At 43.0% G+C, this 17015-nt stretch carries 16 protein-coding genes and 1 other RNA gene; 15 read left to right on the top strand and 2 right to left on the bottom strand.

Annotation, left to right across the window (positions count from 1 at the left end):
• Positions 1–94: 94 nt before the first annotated feature.
• Both pbp1a and recU read right to left on the bottom strand, forming a co-directional pair.
• Positions 95–2263: a penicillin-binding protein PBP1A gene (gene pbp1a / locus HMPREF2766_RS01255; RefSeq protein WP_001041840.1), complete on the bottom strand. Its 2169-nt coding sequence runs from the start codon at positions 2261–2263 to the stop codon at positions 95–97.
• A complete protein-coding gene (gene recU, locus HMPREF2766_RS01250) occupies positions 2260–2856 on the bottom strand; it encodes a Holliday junction resolvase RecU (protein WP_000248756.1) in 597 nt (198 codons plus the stop codon). The genes pbp1a and recU overlap by 4 nt, the downstream gene beginning before the upstream one ends.
• Positions 2857–2922: 66 nt before the next feature.
• On the opposite strand from recU, the gene HMPREF2766_RS01245 reads away from it, so the two are divergent.
• From HMPREF2766_RS01245 to HMPREF2766_RS01175, 15 genes are all read left to right on the top strand, one after another.
• Positions 2923–3450 carry an SLOG family protein gene (locus tag HMPREF2766_RS01245; RefSeq protein ID WP_000199579.1) on the top strand — a complete coding sequence of 176 codons (528 nt, stop codon included), beginning with the start codon at positions 2923–2925 and terminating at the stop codon, positions 3448–3450.
• Between the two features lie 69 nt (positions 3451–3519).
• Positions 3520–3849 (top strand): cell division regulator GpsB, encoded by a 330-nt coding sequence (gene gpsB, locus HMPREF2766_RS01240; protein WP_000146523.1) that lies wholly within the window; start codon positions 3520–3522, stop codon positions 3847–3849.
• A gap of 20 nt (positions 3850–3869) precedes the next feature.
• Positions 3870–4251: RNase P RNA component class B (rnpB, locus tag HMPREF2766_RS01235), an RNA gene on the top strand.
• Between the two features lie 83 nt (positions 4252–4334).
• The gene (locus HMPREF2766_RS01230) at positions 4335–5492 is read left to right on the top strand and encodes a THUMP domain-containing class I SAM-dependent RNA methyltransferase (protein WP_070567263.1); all 1158 of its coding nucleotides are present in this window, start codon (positions 4335–4337) and stop codon (positions 5490–5492) included.
• 12 nt (positions 5493–5504) lie between these two features.
• Positions 5505–6956, top strand: coding sequence for a cell division site-positioning protein MapZ (locus tag HMPREF2766_RS01225; protein WP_070567261.1), 1452 nt, complete (start codon positions 5505–5507; stop codon positions 6954–6956).
• A gap of 75 nt (positions 6957–7031) precedes the next feature.
• The gene (gene gndA, locus HMPREF2766_RS01220; protein ID WP_070567259.1) at positions 7032–8456 is read left to right on the top strand and encodes an NADP-dependent phosphogluconate dehydrogenase; all 1425 of its coding nucleotides are present in this window, start codon (positions 7032–7034) and stop codon (positions 8454–8456) included.
• A gap of 11 nt (positions 8457–8467) precedes the next feature.
• Positions 8468–9157: a response regulator transcription factor gene (locus HMPREF2766_RS01215; RefSeq protein WP_070567257.1), complete on the top strand. Its 690-nt coding sequence runs from the start codon at positions 8468–8470 to the stop codon at positions 9155–9157.
• A 99-nt stretch (positions 9158–9256) separates the two neighbouring features.
• Complete coding sequence (gene cbpJ, locus HMPREF2766_RS01210) at positions 9257–10255, top strand: choline-binding protein CbpJ (protein WP_070567255.1); 999 nt, start codon at positions 9257–9259, stop codon at positions 10253–10255.
• 17 nt (positions 10256–10272) lie between these two features.
• Entirely contained in the window at positions 10273–11292 is a 1020-nt protein-coding gene (gene cbpC, locus HMPREF2766_RS01205) for a choline-binding protein CbpC (protein WP_070567254.1), read from the top strand.
• A 117-nt stretch (positions 11293–11409) separates the two neighbouring features.
• On the top strand, positions 11410–12288 hold the full coding sequence (mvk, locus tag HMPREF2766_RS01200) for a mevalonate kinase (RefSeq protein ID WP_070567252.1): 879 nt from the start codon (positions 11410–11412) through the stop codon (positions 12286–12288).
• Entirely contained in the window at positions 12270–13223 is a 954-nt protein-coding gene (mvaD, locus tag HMPREF2766_RS01195) for a diphosphomevalonate decarboxylase (protein ID WP_070567250.1), read from the top strand. Before mvk ends, mvaD begins: the two co-directional genes overlap by 19 nt.
• Entirely contained in the window at positions 13210–14217 is a 1008-nt protein-coding gene (locus HMPREF2766_RS01190; RefSeq protein ID WP_000562407.1) for a phosphomevalonate kinase, read from the top strand. Before mvaD ends, HMPREF2766_RS01190 begins: the two co-directional genes overlap by 14 nt.
• Entirely contained in the window at positions 14201–15202 is a 1002-nt protein-coding gene (gene fni / locus HMPREF2766_RS01185; protein ID WP_070567248.1) for a type 2 isopentenyl-diphosphate Delta-isomerase, read from the top strand. The genes HMPREF2766_RS01190 and fni overlap by 17 nt, the downstream gene beginning before the upstream one ends.
• A 117-nt stretch (positions 15203–15319) precedes the next feature.
• Positions 15320–16018 (top strand): cell wall-active antibiotics response protein LiaF, encoded by a 699-nt coding sequence (gene liaF, locus HMPREF2766_RS01180; RefSeq protein WP_070567246.1) that lies wholly within the window; start codon positions 15320–15322, stop codon positions 16016–16018.
• On the top strand, positions 16015–17013 hold the full coding sequence (locus tag HMPREF2766_RS01175; RefSeq protein ID WP_070567244.1) for an envelope stress sensor histidine kinase LiaS: 999 nt from the start codon (positions 16015–16017) through the stop codon (positions 17011–17013). The genes liaF and HMPREF2766_RS01175 overlap by 4 nt, the downstream gene beginning before the upstream one ends.
• Positions 17014–17015 lie beyond the last annotated feature (2 nt).

Genomic DNA, 17015 nt, shown 5'->3' with positions numbered 1-17015 from the left:
AAAGCCTGAGAAGACATCTTCTCAGGCTTTTGTTAAGCACATAAATGCAATAGTGCTATGAAAAAATCACCCAGAAAACTCTGGATGATAAATGTTATGGTTGTGCTGGTTGAGGATTCTGATTTTGGTTCTGGTTTTGTTGACCAGGCGTTGTATTTGGTTGCTGGTTATTGGTATTATTGTTTGCACTATTATTCGTGCTTGGAGTAGTTGAGCTTGACTGTGAAGTTGAACTTTCTGATGTCGAGCTCGAACTTTCTGGTGTTGGGGCCTGTTGCGGAGCAGGAGCAGTCCATGCAGAACGAGCACCGTTTTTAAAGACGAACTCACCACTTCGGTAGAGGCCTTCTGGCATGGTCCAGTCGCCAGGGTTGTTATCCTCAGACAGATAAGTCATCATTGAACGGTAGACCTTAGCTGCAACATAGAAGCCATCACCAACGATAGGAGTAAGGCGGTTTGAGTAACCTGTCCACACAGCCATTGAATATTTGCGAGTATAACCAACAAACATTTCGTCTGGAGCTACATAACCAGTATTTTTGATGTAGTTTTCAATTTCATCGTCTGTATAGTTTGATGTACCAGTCTTACCAGCTTGAGGTAGCCAAGGGAGATAAGCACCACGACCCGTTCCGTATGCCAAGACAGTCTTCATCATTTCTGTCATCATATAGGCGGTCGTCTCTTTCATGGCACGAGTACCAGGATCAGCGTATTCTTTTGAGCTACCATCACTAAAGACGATTTTGTTGATATACATTGGTTTATGGTAGATACCACCGTTAGCAAAAGCAGCGTAAGCAGCAGCCATTTTCTCACTACTTGCTCCGTACTTTTTGTTTGACTCAGTCGTGTTACTTGAAATCGCGTTGGCATAGTGCATATCCGGATAGTCAATACCGATTCCATTTAGGAAGGTCTTGGCTCTATCCAAACCGACTTTGTTCAAGGTTTCTACGGCCGTAACGTTCCGTGATTGTTGGAGCGCATATTGGATGGTGATGTTTCCAAAATAACTTCTATCCCAGTTGTAAACAGGGGTATCTGTTCCAGGATAGTTGTATGGAACATCATGTACAATCGAAGCAGTTGAGTCGTAGATGTCATACTCCAAGGCAGGAGCATAGTCTGTGATCGGCTTCATGGTAGAACCCCAGTCACGGTTGGTTTCAACAGCTTGGTTGATTCCGAAGGAAACATTGCTTGATTGGTGACGAGAACCTAACTGAGCAATAACTTTCCCATTTGTTACATCCACAATCGTTGAAGCTACTTGCATTTCATCATCAGGATAGTTGACATACTCGTCGGTATTGTAGATATCCCAGAGATGTTGTTGAACTTTAGGATCAACGTTGGTGTAGACGTCCATACCAGTTGTTAAGAGGTTGTAGCCTGTTTCTTGTTCGACTTGATCGATTACCTCTTTGAGATAGTTGTCCATGTATGGAGGATAACTATTAGCCGATTTTAGACTTTGAAGTCCATCTGTAATCGGAGTATTAATCGCTTTTTCATATTGCTCAGCTGAAATGTAACCTTGCCCCTTCATCTCAGAGAGGACGAGATTACGACGTTCTTGAGCGGCTTCTGGATGCGAGTATGGATCATACTGGTTTGGAGCCTGAGGCATACCAGCAAGGAGAGCCAGTTGAGGAATACTTAAATCTTTGAGATCCTTGCCATAGTAACTTTGGGCAGCTGTCTGCATTCCGTAGTTACCGTTTGACATGTAAACCTTGTTGATGTAGTAGGTCAAGATCTCTTGTTTAGTCGCTTTTTGTTCTAGCTGAACAGCTAACCAAGCTTCCTGGGCCTTACGAGAAAGAGTCTGATCAGAAGTTGACGTAGAGAAGTAAGTTAATTTAATCAACTGCTGTGTCAAGGTGGAAGCTCCTTGCAGACCTCCACCACCACGAAGGTTTCGGAGGGTAGCACCTAGGATACGGATCGTGTCGATTCCTCGGTGATTAAAGAAGCGATGGTCCTCAATCGAAACAATAGCGTTGACCAAATCGGTCGGTATTTCGTTTGCTTGGGCATTGACCCGACGTTCTGATCCAAGATCAGCGATAAGCTCGTCATTGCTATCATAGATCTTACTTGACGTTGTAGCGACTAGTTTACTTTCAGAAAGTTCGGGAGCCTTGCTAACATAGTAGAGGAAGAGACCACCACCAAGCATTACAGCTGCGATAAATACAGTTAAGAGACTGATACTGACATACTTAGCTATTCGCAGAAAAGTTTGTTTGTTCATCTTGTTTTACCACCTAGTAAATGTTCTTTGATAATGTCGAGATAGGGAATTTGAGGAAAGGCACCCGGCTCAATCCTATATCCATTTTCTCGAATATATCCAAGTGGCATTGACTTCTGTCCCTTATCTTGATGATAGAAACGGATGAGGTCAATAGCCGGCAATAAGTAGGTTTCTTGCTGAGAAGAAAAGTGAAGGAGTACAAAGCAGATTCCTTGCTGGGCAAGGACTTGTTCCATATGCTGGATCTGATGGAGATGAAAATTCTTCATCGGTATCGCATGTTTTTGCCTGGTTTCCTTTGCTTCAAAGTCGATGTAGTATCCATCATAAACCCCTGAATAGTCAGTAGTTGAGGCTTGTCTGAAGTAGGCTTCAACGATCTTGGCTCGACTTCGTTGGGGATAGTCGACACGTACGATTTGGATGGGAGTCGGTTTCTTGTGAATAACAGCTAACCCATGCGACAAATAGTAGTCGTTCGTAGCATTGATCATCTTTTCAAAAGACATTCCCCGATTTGCGAAATTTTTAGTTTGTGACAGGGGTGCTTGCCTCTTTTGAGATGAAATTTTATGTGGATAGTTGACCATAATTCTCCTTATTGGTACAATAACATCACTCTATTATATCATAAATTTACAAAGAAAGGGTTAAAAATGACATCAGCCTTGATTTTAGGCTATTCAGCCTTTGACCTTGGTCTCTTTAATGACAAGGATATTCGCGTTGATATTATCAAAACAGCCATTCGGAGAGACCTGGAACGTCTAGCAGAGGATGGGGTGAACTGGCTTGTCTTTACAGGGACCTTGGGCTTTGAGTACTGGGCGCTTCAGGTGGCGAAAGACATGAAAGCAGACTATGGATTTCAGCTGGCGACCATTTTTGATTTTGAAACCCATGGCAGTAATTGGAATGAAGCAAATCAAGCGAAATTGAGTGAGTTCAAGCAGGTTGATTTTGTCAAATACGCCTATCCACAATATGAGCACAAGGGACAACTACGCGATTATCAAAAATTTCTGCTGGAAAATACAGATACTTGTTACCTTTTTTACGACGAAGAAAACGAAACCAAGTTACGATATTTTTACCAAATGATGAAAAATCAAGCGGACTATGTTACAAGAAGATTAACATTTGAGGACTTGAATGAAATAGTAGAAAATTTTTCTGAAAAGTAAGCCTTTGACCTTGATTTTTACTTGTCTTTTTTTATATAATAATACTAGTAACCCAGAATGGAGAGAGACATGGCAAGTATTATATTTTCAGCGAAAGATATTTTTGAACAAGAATTTGGACGTGAAGTACGTGGATACAGCAAAGCAGAGGTAGATGAATTCCTAGACGATGTGATTAAGGATTATGAAACCTACGCAGCTTTGGTCAAATCCCTTCGTCAAGAGATTGCTGATTTGAAGGAAGAATTATCTCATAAACCACAGGTAGCTCCAACTCAACCAGACTCTATTGAAGTAACGGCTTCTACTTCAATGACAAACTTTGATATTTTGAAACGCTTAAATCGTCTCGAAAAAGAAGTATTTGGTAAGCAAATCTTAGACAACCAAGATTTATAATTGACTAAGGAATGAGTGCAATTTTTGGATAATCGCGTGAAGAGATTCTCTTTTCATGAGGAAAGTCCATGCTAGCACAGGCTGTGATGCCTGTAGTGTTTGTGCTAGGCGAATCCATAAGCCTAGGGACGAGAAATCGTTACGGCAGTCGAAATGGCTAAGTCTTCGGATAGGTCAGAATAGGCTTGAAAGTGCCACAGTGACGGAGTCTTTCTGGAAACAGAGAGAGTGGAACGCGGTAAACCCCTCAAGCTAGCAACCCAAATTTTGGTCGGGGCATGGAGTGCACGGAAACGAACGTAGTACTCTGACTGCTATCAGATTTATGCTGTTAGCGGTAGACAGATGATTATCGAAGGAAGTGGTCCTAGTCACTTCTGGAACAAAACATGGCTTATAGAAAATTGCATATAGGTTGGGGCTGAGAAATCTTTCTCAACCTCATTTTTTAAAGTGAACAAGAGAAAGGTCTTGCAAGACTAGAAATGAAAGAACAATTTAATTTAATCGCAACTGCTGCGGCGGGTCTCGAGGCTGTCGTTGGACGTGAGGTGCGAGACCTTGGTTATGATTGCCAGGTTGAAAATGGGCGTGTCCGCTTTCAAGGAGATGTGAAGGCAATCATCGAGACCAATCTTTGGCTTCGTGCAGCGGATCGCATCAAGATTGTAGTCGGAAGTTTTCCTGCTAAGACTTTTGAAGAGCTTTTTCAAGGTGTTTTTGCTCTAGATTGGGAAAACTATCTCCCGCTAGGAGCACGTTTCCCGATATCAAAGGCAAAATGTGTGAAGTCTAAACTTCATAACGAGCCTAGTGTTCAGGCTATTTCCAAGAAGGCTGTTGTGAAGAAATTACAAAAACACTATGCCCGCCCAGAAGGAGTTCCCTTGATGGAAACGGGTCCCGGGTTTAAGATTGAGGTATCTATCCTGAAAGATGTGGCAACGGTCATGATTGACACGACAGGATCCAGTCTCTTTAAACGTGGTTATCGTACGGAAAAGGGTGGAGCGCCGATCAAGGAAAATATGGCAGCGGCCATTTTACAACTATCTAACTGGTATCCAGACAAGCCCTTGATTGATCCAACCTGTGGTTCAGGAACTTTCTGTATCGAGGCGGCTATGATTGCCAGAAAAATGGCACCAGGCCTTCGCCGTTCCTTTGCTTTTGAGGAATGGAACTGGGTCAGCGATCGGTTAATCCAGGAAGTTCGCACAGAGGCGGCTAAGAAAATTGATCGTGAACTTGAACTGGACATTATGGGCTGTGATATCGATGCTCGCATGGTGGAAATTGCCAAGGCAAATGCTCAAGCAGCAGGCGTCGCAGGTGATATCACCTTTAAGCAAATGCGGGTACAGGACTTGCGTACTGACAAGATTAATGGCGTTATCATTTCCAATCCACCCTATGGGGAGCGCTTGTCTGATGATGCAGGAGTTACCAAGCTCTATGCTGAGATGGGACAGGTCTTTGCACCATTGAAAACGTGGAGTAAGTTTATCCTGACGAGTGACGAAGCTTTTGAAAGCAAGTACGGAAGTCCAGCTGATAAAAAGCGAAAACTCTATAACGGGACCTTAAAAGTGGATTTGTATCAATACTTTGGTCAGCGTGTCAAACGCCAAGAGGTAAAATAGAAAGGTGAACTCATGAGTAAGAAAAGACGTGATCGTCATAAAAAAGGACATCAAGAACCACAATTCGACTTTGACGAAGCAAAAGACTTGACTGTTGGTCAAGTCATTCGTAAGAATGAAGAGGTTGAAGCAGGAGTATTGCCTGAGGACAGTATCTTAGACAAATACATCAAACAGCACCGTGAAGAAATCGAAGCCGACAAGTTTGAAACTCGTCAGTTTAAAAAAGAAGAGCTAGCCTCTACTCAAAATCTAGAGGAAATGATCCAAGAAGTTCGTGAATCAAGTGAGACTTCTGATCAGGTAGACGATTCAGACGTGGTTTCCGAGGAAGCTATTGAAGAGATAGAAAATGATGAGACTACTCAGTTTGTCCCACCACTTCAAGATGAAGAAAGTGCTGAAATAGAGCCTCTCGTTTTAACAGAAACAGAGCCCAAGGAAATAAACGAGGAACAAGAAGAGGAGATTTATACACCTCTATCACGTTCAGCTCAAACAGAACCTGAAACAGGCTCTAAGAAGAAAGGTGTCATCATCATTGCTTCAGTAGTAGCTGCAATCCTTGTGCTTGCTGGAACATATTATGTCTACCGTCAAGTATCTCGTTCAAACCAAGAAATCCAGTCTTCTCAAGCAGCCTCTTCGGATGATCAAGGGACACAAACAGCTTTGAAAGACTTCAATGATCTCTATGATACTTTCTATACGGATGCTAATAAGACAGCTCTGAAAAACAGCCAGTTTGATAAATTGAGTCAACTGAAAACCTTGCTAGATAAGTTAGAAGGTAGTCGTGATCATACATTAGCTAAGTCAAGATATGATAGCCTAGCAACTCAAATCAAGGCCATTCAAGATGTCAATGCCCTCTTTGAAAGTCCAGCTATTACGGACGGAGTTCTGGATACTAATGCTAAGGCCAAGGCGGATGCTAAATTTACAGAAATTAAGACAGGCAACACAGAACTAGACAAACTCTTGGATAAGGCCATTAGTCTTGGCAAGAGCCAACAAACCAGTGCTTCCAGCTCAAGTACGAGCTCTAGCTCTAGCACGAGTCAAGAAAGCTCAAGTTCAGCAACAGAAAGCAATGCGAGCAGCACTACACCTTCAACAAGCACCACGGTACCAGCTAGAGACACAAATGGTGGTTTGTCTGGCGATGGGGTTAATCTTCAAAGAAGTGCTAGTCGTGTACCGTACAACCAATCAGCTGTAGACGATAGCAACAACCCTGCTTGGACGTTTGCGGATGGTGTATTGGAACAAGTCCTAGCAACATCACGTGCTCGTGGCTATATCACTGGCAATCAATATATCCTAGAACGTGTCAATATCGTAAACGGAAATGGTTATTATAACCTCTATAAACCAGATGGAACCTATCTCTTCACCCTCAACTGTAAGACAGGTTACTTTGTAGGGAATGGTTCTGGTCACGCTGATGACTTGGACTACTAAGCGACCGTTACAAAATTCTTTCCTTTCATAGGTAAAAATGATAAAATAAAACATATTAAACAAGAGGAGTGTCACATGACAAAAGCTAACTTTGGTGTCGTAGGTATGGCCGTAATGGGTCGTAACCTTGCCCTAAATATCGAATCTCGTGGCTATACAGTTGCCATTTACAACCGTAGTAAAGAAAAAACAGAAGATGTGATTGCTTGCCATCCTGAAAAGAACTTTGTGCCAAGCTATGACGTGGAAAGCTTTGTAAACTCAATCGAAAAACCTCGTCGTATCATGCTCATGGTTCAAGCTGGACCTGGTACAGACGCAACTATCCAAGCCCTTCTTCCACACCTTGACAAGGGTGATATCTTGATCGACGGAGGAAACACTTTCTACAAAGATACCATCCGTCGTAACGAAGAGTTGGCTAACTCAGGTATCAACTTTATCGGTACTGGGGTTTCTGGTGGTGAAAAAGGTGCCCTTGAAGGTCCTTCTATCATGCCAGGTGGACAAAAAGAAGCCTACGAATTGGTTGCTGATGTTCTCGAAGAAATCTCAGCTAAAGCACCAGAAGATGGCAAACCATGTGTGACTTACATCGGTCCTGATGGAGCTGGTCACTATGTGAAAATGGTCCACAACGGTATCGAGTATGGTGACATGCAATTGATCGCAGAAAGCTATGACTTGATGCAACACTTGCTCGGTCTTTCTGCAGAAGATATGGCTGAAATCTTTACTGAGTGGAACAAGGGTGAATTGGATAGCTACTTGATTGAAATCACAGCTGATATTCTTGGACGCAAAGACGATGAAGGTCAAGATGGACCAATCGTAGACTACATCCTTGATGCCGCAGGTAATAAGGGAACTGGTAAATGGACTAGCCAATCAGCTCTTGACCTTGGTGTGCCATTGTCACTTATCACTGAGTCAGTATTTGCTCGCTACATCTCTACATACAAAGAAGAGCGTGTGCATGCTAGCAAGGTGCTTCCAAAACCAGCTGCCTTCAAATTTGAAGGTGACAAGGCTGAGTTGATTGAAAAGATCCGTCAAGCCCTTTACTTCTCAAAAATTATCTCATACGCACAAGGTTTTGCCCAATTGCGTGTGGCTTCTAAAGAAAATAACTGGAACTTGCCATTTGCGGACATCGCATCTATCTGGCGCGATGGATGTATCATCCGTTCACGTTTCTTGCAAAAGATCACAGATGCCTACAACCGCGATGCTGATCTTGCTAACCTTCTCTTGGATGAGTACTTCTTGGATGTTACTGCTAAGTACCAACAAGCAGTGCGTGATATCGTAGCTCTTGCTGTTCAAGCTGGTGTACCAGTGCCAACTTTCTCAGCAGCTATTACTTACTTTGATAGCTACCGTTCAGCTGACCTTCCTGCTAACTTGATCCAAGCGCAACGTGACTACTTTGGTGCCCACACTTACCAACGTAAAGACAAAGAAGGAACCTTCCACTACTCTTGGTATGACGAAAAATAAGTAGGTCTGCCATGGGGAAACGGATTTTATTACTTGAGAAAGAACGAAATCTCGCTCATTTTCTCAGTCTGGAACTCCAAAAAGAGCAATACCGAGTCGACTTGGTAGAGGAGGGGCAAAAAGCCCTCTCCATGGCTCTCCAGACGGACTATGACTTGATTTTACTGAATGCTCGTCTGGGGGATATGACAGCCCAGGATTTTGCAGACAAGCTGAGTCGGACAAAACCTGCCTCAGTGATCATGGTCTTGGACCATCGCGAAGAATTGCAAGACCAGATTGAGACAATCCAGCGCTTCGCCGTTTCTTACATCTATAAGCCAGTGATTATTGATCAGCTGGTGGCTCGTATTTCAGCGATTTTCCGAGGTCGGGACTTTATCGACCAACACTGTAGTCAGATGAAGGTCCCAACGTCTTACCGCAATTTGCGTATGGATGTAGAACATCATACCGTTTATCGTGGCGAGGAGATGATTGCTCTGACGCGCCGTGAGTATGACCTCTTGGCCACTCTCATGGGAAGCAAGAAGGTTTTGACTCGTGAGCAGTTGTTGGAAAGTGTTTGGAAGTACGAAAGTGCGACAGAAACCAATATCGTGGATGTTTATATCCGTTATCTACGTAGCAAGCTTGATGTAAAAGGTCAAAAAAGCTACATTAAAACCGTGCGTGGTGTTGGTTACACCATGCAAGAATAGAAATGCAGTTGCAGTTGTGTAACTGCTTTTTTTGAGGGATTTCTATATATTGACATACAGTCGGGTCTTTGCTACAATCAGTTATGGAGGAAAGATTTAATGAAATTTTTGAAAAAAATGTTGCAAGTTCTACTAGCAGTCTTTTTCTTTGCTTTGCTAGCGACAAGCACCGTCTTTGCGGATGATGCTGATTCAGAAGGCTGGCAATTTGTCCAAGAAAATGGTAGAACCTACTATAAAAAGGGGGACCTCAAAGAAACCTACTGGCGAGTGATTGATGGTAAGTACTATTATTTTGATCCTTTATCTGGAGAGATGGTGGTCGGCTGGCAATATATTCCGTTTCCATCTAAAGGTAGTACAATTGGTCCTTACCCAAATGGTATCAGATTAGAAGGTTCCCCAATGCCAGAATGGTACTACTTTGACAAAAATGGAGTGCTACAAGAGTTTGTTGGTTGGCAACAATTAGAGCTAAAAGATTCCTTAACCGTTGGGAAAAAACATGGTGAAGGCTGGGAAGGTCCCGAAGTTCTTAAATTAGCATACTACTACTTTGATCAAGATCATTCTTTAAAGACAGGTTGGCTTTATGATCAATCTAACTGGTATTACCTAGCAAAAACAGGAAATTCTGGGAATAAGAATCTTGGTGGTGAGAAACGTTCTGGTTGGATTCAAGATGCTTCCACTTGGTACTATCTAGATTCAGAAACTGGTATCATGCAAACTGGTTGGAAGCAAATTGGCAATAAGTGGTACTACCTCCGTTCATCAGGAGCTATGACAACTGGCTGGTATCAGGAAGGCTCAGCTTGGTACTATTTAGATGCTGAAAATGGCGATATGAAAACAGGCTGGCAATATCTTGGTAACAAGTGGTACTATCTCCGTTCATCAGGAGCTATGGCAACTGGTTGGGTGAAAGATGGTTCAACTTGGTACTACCTAAATGCAAGTAATGGAGATATGAAGACAGGTTGGACAAAAGTAAATGGAAACTGGTATTATCTCAATTCCTCTGGAGCAATGGTTACAGGTAGCCAAACTATCGATGGTAAAGTTTATAATTTCGCCTCATCTGGTGAGTGGATTTAATATTGGAGGGTATATAGATGAAAATTTTGAAAAAAATGATGCAAATCGCATTAGCAGTCTTTTTCTTTGCTTTGCTAGCTACAAATACTGTATTTGCGGATACCACAGGTGGCCAATTTGTTGATAAGGATAATAGAAAATATTATGTAAAAGATGATCATAAAGCAATCTATTGGCATAAAATAGACGGTAAAACTTACTATTTTGGTGATAGAGGAGAGATGGTTGTCGGTTGGCAATACGTAGAAATTCATGGAACAGGTTATCGTGATAATTTATTTAATAATCGTCCAGTCTTAGAAATTGGCCTTCAACAGAAGTGGTACTATTTTGGACAAGATGGTGCTTTGCTAGAACAAACAGATAAACAAGTACTAGATGCAAAAACATCTGAAAATACAGGAAAAGTATATGGTGAACAATATACTCCATCTCCTGAAAAGAGAACTTATTATTTTGATAATGGTTATGCCGTAAAGACGGGTTGGATTTATGAAGACGGCAATTGGTATTATTTAAATAAGCTAGGAATTTCTGGCGATGATTCTTACAATCCACTACCAATTGGTGAAGTTGCTAAGGGTTGGACTCAAGATTTCCATGTTACTTTTGGCATTGATAGAAGCAAACCTGCTCCATGGTACTACTTAGATCCAACAACTGGCATCATGCAAACAGGTTGGCAACATCTTGGTAATAAATGGTACTATCTCCGTTCATCAGGAGCAATGGCGACTGGCTGGTATCAGGTAGACTCATCTTGGTATTATCTAGATGCTGAAAATGGTGATATGAAAACGGGCTGGCAATACCTTGGGAACAAGTGGTACTATCTCCGTTCATCAGGAGCCATGGCGACTGGCTGGTATCAGGTAGGTTCGACTTGGTACTACTTACATGCAAGTAATGGAGATATGAAGACAGGCTGGTTCCAGGTCAATGGCAAATGGTACTACGCATACAGCTCAGGTGCTTTAGCAGTGAATACGACCGTAGAAGGCTATTCGGTCAACTATAATGGCGAATGGGTTCAATAATGAAAGAGGCGATTGTGAAGGAAACAATCGCTTTTTTTGTGAAAATATAATAAAATAGATAGGAGAAAATACTACTGTATGAAATGAGACGGTCTTTTCGTCTGGTTAAAGGAAAACATGACAAAAAAAGTTGGTGTCGGTCAGGCACATAGTAAGATTATTTTAATAGGAGAGCACGCTGTCGTATACGGCTATCCTGCCATTTCCCTACCTCTTTTGGAGGTGGAGGTGACATGTAAGGTGGTCCCTGCTGAAAATCCGTGGCGTCTTTATGAGGAGGATACCTTGTCCATGGCAGTTTATGCATCGCTGGAGTATTTGGATATCAAAGAAGCTTGCATTCGATGTGTGATTGACTCAGCTATCCCTGAAAAACGGGGAATGGGTTCGTCAGCGGCTATCAGCATAGCGGCCATACGTGCGGTATTTGACTACTATCAAGCCAATCTGCCTCATGATGTACTGGAAATACTGGTCAATCGGGCTGAGATGATTGCCCATATGAATCCAAGCGGGTTGGATGCCAAGACCTGTCTCAGTGACCAACCCATTCGCTTTATCAAGAATGTTGGTTTTACAGAACTTGAGATGAACCTATCTGCCTATTTGGTGATTGCAGATACGGGTGTTTATGGTCACACTCGTGAAGCCATCCAAGTGGTTCAAAGTAAGGGCAAGGATGCCCTACCGTTTTTGCATGCCTTGGGAGAATTGACCCAGCAAGCAGAAGTTGCGATTAGACGAAAAGATGCTGAGGAACTGGGACAAATCCTCAGTCAAGCGCATTTACATTTAAAAGAAATTGGTGTCAGCAGCCCTGAGGCAGACTCCCTCGTTGAAACGGCTCTTAGCTATGGTGCTCTAGGTGCCAAGATGAGTGGTGGTGGGCTAGGAGGCTGTATCATAGCCTTGGCAGCCAATCTGGATCAAGCAGAAGAACTAGCAAAACGATTAGAAGAGAAAGGAGCTGTTCAGACATGGATCGAAAGCCTGTAACAGTACGTTCCTACGCAAATATTGCCATTATCAAATATTGGGGAAAGAAAAAAGAAAAAGAGATGGTTCCTGCTACTAGCAGTATCTCTTTGACTTTGGAAAATATGTACACAGAGACAATCTTGTCGCCTCTGCCAGCCCTTGCGACGGCTGATGCCTTTTATATCAATGGTCAGCTCCAAAATGAGGCAGAACATGCCAAGATAAGTAAAATCATCAATCGCTACCGTCCAGAAGGTGAAGGATTTGTCCGTATTGATACCCAAAACAACATGCCGACTGCGGCTGGCTTGTCATCCAGTTCTAGTGGTTTGTCCGCCTTGGTCAAGGCTTGCAATGCTTATTTCCAGCTTGGTTTGAATCGGAGCCAGTTGGCGCAGGAGGCTAAGTTTGCCTCAGGGTCGTCCTCTCGCAGTTTTTATGGACCGTTAGGTGCCTGGGATAAGGATAGTGGGGAAATCTACCCTGTAGAGACAGACTTGAAACTAGCCATGATCATGTTGGTGCTAGAGGACAAGAAAAAACCAATCTCTAGCCGTGATGGGATGAAACTCTGTGTGGAAACCTCGACGACTTTTGATGACTGGGTGCGTCAATCTGAGAAGGACTATCAGGATATGCTGCTTTATCTCAAGGAAAATGACTTTACCAAAGTTGGGGAATTAACGGAGAAAAATGCCCTAGCCATGCACGCTACGACCAAGACTGCTAGTCCAGCCTTTTCTTATCTAACGGATGCTTCCTATGAAGCCATGGACTTTGTCCACCAGCTTCGTGAGCAAGGGGAAGCCTGCTACTTTACCATGGATGCCGGTCCCAATGTCAAAGTTCTCTGTCAGGAGAAAGACTTGGAGCATTTATCAGAAATCTTCGGTCAACGTTACCGCTTGATTGTGTCAAAAACAAAGGATTTGAGCCAAGATGATTGCTGTTAAAACTTGCGGAAAGCTCTATTGGGCTGGTGAATATGCTATTCTAGAGCCAGGACAGCTGGCCTTGATAAAGGCGATACCTATCTATATGAGGGGAGAGATTGCCTTTTCTGATAGCTACCGTATCTATTCAGATATGTTTGATTTCGCAGTGGACTTGACGCCAAAACCTGACTACAGCTTGATTCAAGAAACGATTGCTTTAGTGGGAGATTTCCTCGTTTATCGTGGGCAAACCTTGAGACCTTTTTCTTTGGAAATTCGTGGAAAAATGGAACGGGAAGGCAAAAAGTTTGGTCTAGGTTCTAGTGGTAGCGTCGTTGTCTTGGTGATTAAGGCCCTGCTGGCTCTATATGATATTACGGTTGATCCGGAACTCTTGTTCAAGCTGGCTAGCGCGGTCTTACTCAAGCGAGGAGACAATGGTTCTATGGGAGACCTTGCCTGTATCGTTGCAGAGGATTTGGTTCTCTACCAATCTTTTGATCGAAAGAAGATAGCTACTTGGTTGGAAGAAGAAAGCTTGGCAACAGTTTTGGAGCGTGACTGGGGCTTTTCTATCTCACACGTACAACCTGCCCTAGAATGTGATTTCCTAGTGGGATGGACCAAGCAAGTGGCTGTATCGAGTCAAATGGTTCAGCAAATCAAGCAAAACATCAATCAGAATTTTTTAACTTCCTCAAAAGCAACGGTGTCTGCTTTGGTAGAAGCCTTGGAGCAGGGGAATGCAGAAAAAATTATCGAGCAGCTGGAAACAGCTAGTCGGCTTTTAGAAGGCTTGAGCCTAGATATATACACACCTTCGCTGAGACAGTTGAAAGAAGCCAGTCAAGATTTGCAGGCTGTTGCCAAGAGTAGTGGCGCTGGTGGTGGTGACTGTGGGATTGCCTTGAGTTTTGATGAGCAATCAACTGAAACCTTAAAAAATCGTTGGGCCGATCTGGGGATTGAGCTCTTATACCAAGAAAGGATAGGACATGACGACAAATCGTAAGGATGAGCATATTCGATATGCCCTTGAGCAAAAAAGCTCCTATAATAGCTTTGATGAGGTTGAGTTAATCCACTCCTCGCTACCGCTCTATGACCTAGATGAGATTGATTTGTCTACAGAATTTGCAGGTCGTAAGTGGGACTTTCCTTTTTATATCAATGCCATGACGGGTGGAAGCGATAAGGGAAGAGAAATCAATCAAAAGCTGGCTCAGGTGGCAGAAGCCTGTGGGATTTTGTTTGTGACGGGCTCTTATAGTGCAGCCCTCAAGGATCCAACAGATGACTCTTTTTCTGTCAAATCCAGCCATCCAAATCTCCTCCTAGGAACCAATATTGGCTTGGACAAGCCTGTTGAGTTGGGACTTCAGACTGTAGAAGCGATGAATCCTCTTCTCCTGCAAGTGCACGTCAATGTTATGCAGGAATTACTCATGCCGGAGGGAGAAAGAAAGTTTCGAAGCTGGCAATCGCATCTAGCAGATTATAGCAAGTGGATCTCTGTTCCTATTATTCTCAAGGAAGTCGGTTTTGGCATGGATGCCAAGACCATCGAGAGAGCCTATGATCTGGGTGTTCGAACGGTTGACCTATCAGGTCGTGGTGGCACCAGCTTTGCCTATATCGAAAACCGTCGCAGTGGTCAGCGTGATTACCTCAATCAATGGGGGCAGTCTACTATGCAAGCCCTTCTTAATGTCCAAGACTGGAAAGATAAGGTTGAACTTTTGGTCAGTGGAGGTGTTCGGAACCCACTTGATATGATTAAGTGCTTGGTCTTTGGAGCCAAGGCTGTGGGATTGTCACGAACCGTTCTGGAATTGGTTGAAACCTACTCGATCGAGGAAGTGATTAGCATCATCCAAGGCTGGAAAGAAGATCTACGTTTGATCATGTGTGCCCTTAATTGTGCCACCATAGCGGATTTGCAAAACGTAGACTATATTCTTTATGGCAAACTCAAAGAAGCAAATGGTCAGATCTAAAGAGGTCGGGAAAAGAATCCCGCCCTTTTTTGTATCTCTTTGTCAAGCGCTTTTTCCATCCTCAGACCGAGGTGACTTTTTTGAATTGTGATAAAATAGAAAAGAGAGGATGCAGCTATGAAAAAATTTCAAATCTTTTTATTTATTGAAGCCTGTCTGTTGACGGGGGCTCTGATTTTGATGGTATCAGAGCATTTTTCGCGTTTTCTGCTGATTCTGTTCCTCTTTTTACTCTTGCTCCGCTATTATACAGGGAAAGAGGGCAACAACGTCTTCCTCCTTGTAGCGACTATTCTTTTCTTTTTCATCGTCATGCTCAATCCCTTTGTGATTTTAGCTATCTTTGTGGCAGTGATCTACAGTCTCTTTCTTCTCTATCCAATGATGAACCAAGAAAAAGAGGAGACGGATTTGGTCTTTGAAGAGGTGGTGACAGTTAAAAATGAACGAAACCCTTGGTTTGGCAATCTCCATCATTTCTCTAGTCACCAGACCTGCCAGTTTGACGATATCAATCTCTTTCGCCTCATGGGCAAGGACACTATTCATTTAGAAAGAGTTATCCTAACCAATCATGACAATGTCATCATCCTCCGTAAAATGGTCGGAACGACTAGGATTATCGTACCTGTAGATGTTGAAATCAGTCTAAGTGTCAACTGTCTCTATGGAGATTTAACTTTCCTCCATCAACCCAAGCGAGCCCTTCGCAATGAACACTATCATCAGGAAACCAGAGACTATCTCAAGAGTAACAAGAGCGTCAAGATTTTCCTAACTACTATGGTTGGCGATGTGGAGGTGGTCAGAGGATGAAAAAGCAATCCTATCTATTAATCGGGCTGACTTCTCTCCTCTTTATCCTCTTTTTGACCAATAGTCTACTTGATATTCTTAATCTTGATTGGTCCTATTTGATACAAGATATTGAGAAAACAGAAAAGTTAATCTTCTTAGTCTTGGTCTTTAGCCTTTCCATGACCTTCTTTTTTGTCCTCTTTTGGCGGGTGATGGAAGAAATTTCTCGCAGAAAAATGCAGGTCAATCTCAAGCGCTTGTTAGCGGGGAAAGAGCTTGTTTCTTTTGCAGATCCAGACTTGGATGCAAGTTTCAAGACATTATCTGGCAAACTCAATCTCTTGACAGAAGCTGTTCAAAAGGCTGAAAATCAAAGCCTAGTTAAGGAAGAAGCACTCATCGAGAAAGAACGGAAGCGGATAGCACGTGATTTACACGATACGGTTAGTCAGGAGTTGTTTGCGGCCCATATGATTTTATCAGGTGTCAGTCAGCAGGCTTTGAAGCTTGATAGAGAAAAGATGAAGACCCAGTTGCAAAGTGTCGCAGCCATCCTGGAGACAGCCCAGAAAGATCTACGGGTCTTGCTCTTGCATTTGCGACCAGTTGAGTTGGAAGAGAAGAGTTTGGTTGAGGGGATTCAAATCCTCTTAAAAGAGCTTGAGGACAAGAGTGATCTCGAGGTAAGTCTCAAGCAAAATGTATCTAAATTGCCCAAGAAGATTGAAGAACATATCTTCCGTATTTTGCAGGAGTTGATCAGCAATACCCTCCGCCATGCCCAGGCATCTTGCCTAGATGTCTACCTCTATCAGACAGAGGTAGAATTGCAGCTGAAGGTGGTGGACAATGGGATTGGTTTCCAGTTAGGGAGCTTAGACGACTTGAGTTATGGACTGAGAAATATTAAGGAGCGGGTCGAAGATATGGCAGGTACTGTTCAACTTTTGACAGCACCTAAGCAAGGACTGGCGGTTGATATCCGTATTCCCCTGCTAGATAAGGAATTATAAGG

The sequence above is a fragment of the Streptococcus sp. HMSC076C08 genome (assembly GCF_001810825.1).
Classification (GTDB): Bacteria; Bacillota; Bacilli; order Lactobacillales; family Streptococcaceae; genus Streptococcus.
Note: the sequence above shows the minus strand (reverse complement) of the source record. Positions and strands in the feature narration are given on the sequence as shown.

Excerpts from the sequence above, each read along its gene's own strand:
- pbp1a (WP_001041840.1), bottom strand. The coding sequence starts at position 2,263 with ATGAACAAACAAACTTTTCTGCGAATAGCTAAGTATGTCAGTATCAGT.
- recU (WP_000248756.1), bottom strand. The coding sequence starts at position 2,856 with ATGGTCAACTATCCACATAAAATTTCATCTCAAAAGAGGCAAGCACCC.
- HMPREF2766_RS01245 (WP_000199579.1), top strand. The coding sequence starts at position 2,923 with ATGACATCAGCCTTGATTTTAGGCTATTCAGCCTTTGACCTTGGTCTC.
- gpsB (WP_000146523.1), top strand. The coding sequence starts at position 3,520 with ATGGCAAGTATTATATTTTCAGCGAAAGATATTTTTGAACAAGAATTT.
- HMPREF2766_RS01230 (WP_070567263.1), top strand. The coding sequence starts at position 4,335 with ATGAAAGAACAATTTAATTTAATCGCAACTGCTGCGGCGGGTCTCGAG.
- HMPREF2766_RS01225 (WP_070567261.1), top strand. The coding sequence starts at position 5,505 with ATGAGTAAGAAAAGACGTGATCGTCATAAAAAAGGACATCAAGAACCA.
- gndA (WP_070567259.1), top strand. The coding sequence starts at position 7,032 with ATGACAAAAGCTAACTTTGGTGTCGTAGGTATGGCCGTAATGGGTCGT.
- HMPREF2766_RS01215 (WP_070567257.1), top strand. The coding sequence starts at position 8,468 with ATGGGGAAACGGATTTTATTACTTGAGAAAGAACGAAATCTCGCTCAT.
- cbpJ (WP_070567255.1), top strand. The coding sequence starts at position 9,257 with ATGAAATTTTTGAAAAAAATGTTGCAAGTTCTACTAGCAGTCTTTTTC.
- cbpC (WP_070567254.1), top strand. The coding sequence starts at position 10,273 with ATGAAAATTTTGAAAAAAATGATGCAAATCGCATTAGCAGTCTTTTTC.
- mvk (WP_070567252.1), top strand. The coding sequence starts at position 11,410 with ATGACAAAAAAAGTTGGTGTCGGTCAGGCACATAGTAAGATTATTTTA.
- mvaD (WP_070567250.1), top strand. The coding sequence starts at position 12,270 with ATGGATCGAAAGCCTGTAACAGTACGTTCCTACGCAAATATTGCCATT.
- HMPREF2766_RS01190 (WP_000562407.1), top strand. The coding sequence starts at position 13,210 with ATGATTGCTGTTAAAACTTGCGGAAAGCTCTATTGGGCTGGTGAATAT.
- fni (WP_070567248.1), top strand. The coding sequence starts at position 14,201 with ATGACGACAAATCGTAAGGATGAGCATATTCGATATGCCCTTGAGCAA.
- liaF (WP_070567246.1), top strand. The coding sequence starts at position 15,320 with ATGAAAAAATTTCAAATCTTTTTATTTATTGAAGCCTGTCTGTTGACG.
- HMPREF2766_RS01175 (WP_070567244.1), top strand. The coding sequence starts at position 16,015 with ATGAAAAAGCAATCCTATCTATTAATCGGGCTGACTTCTCTCCTCTTT.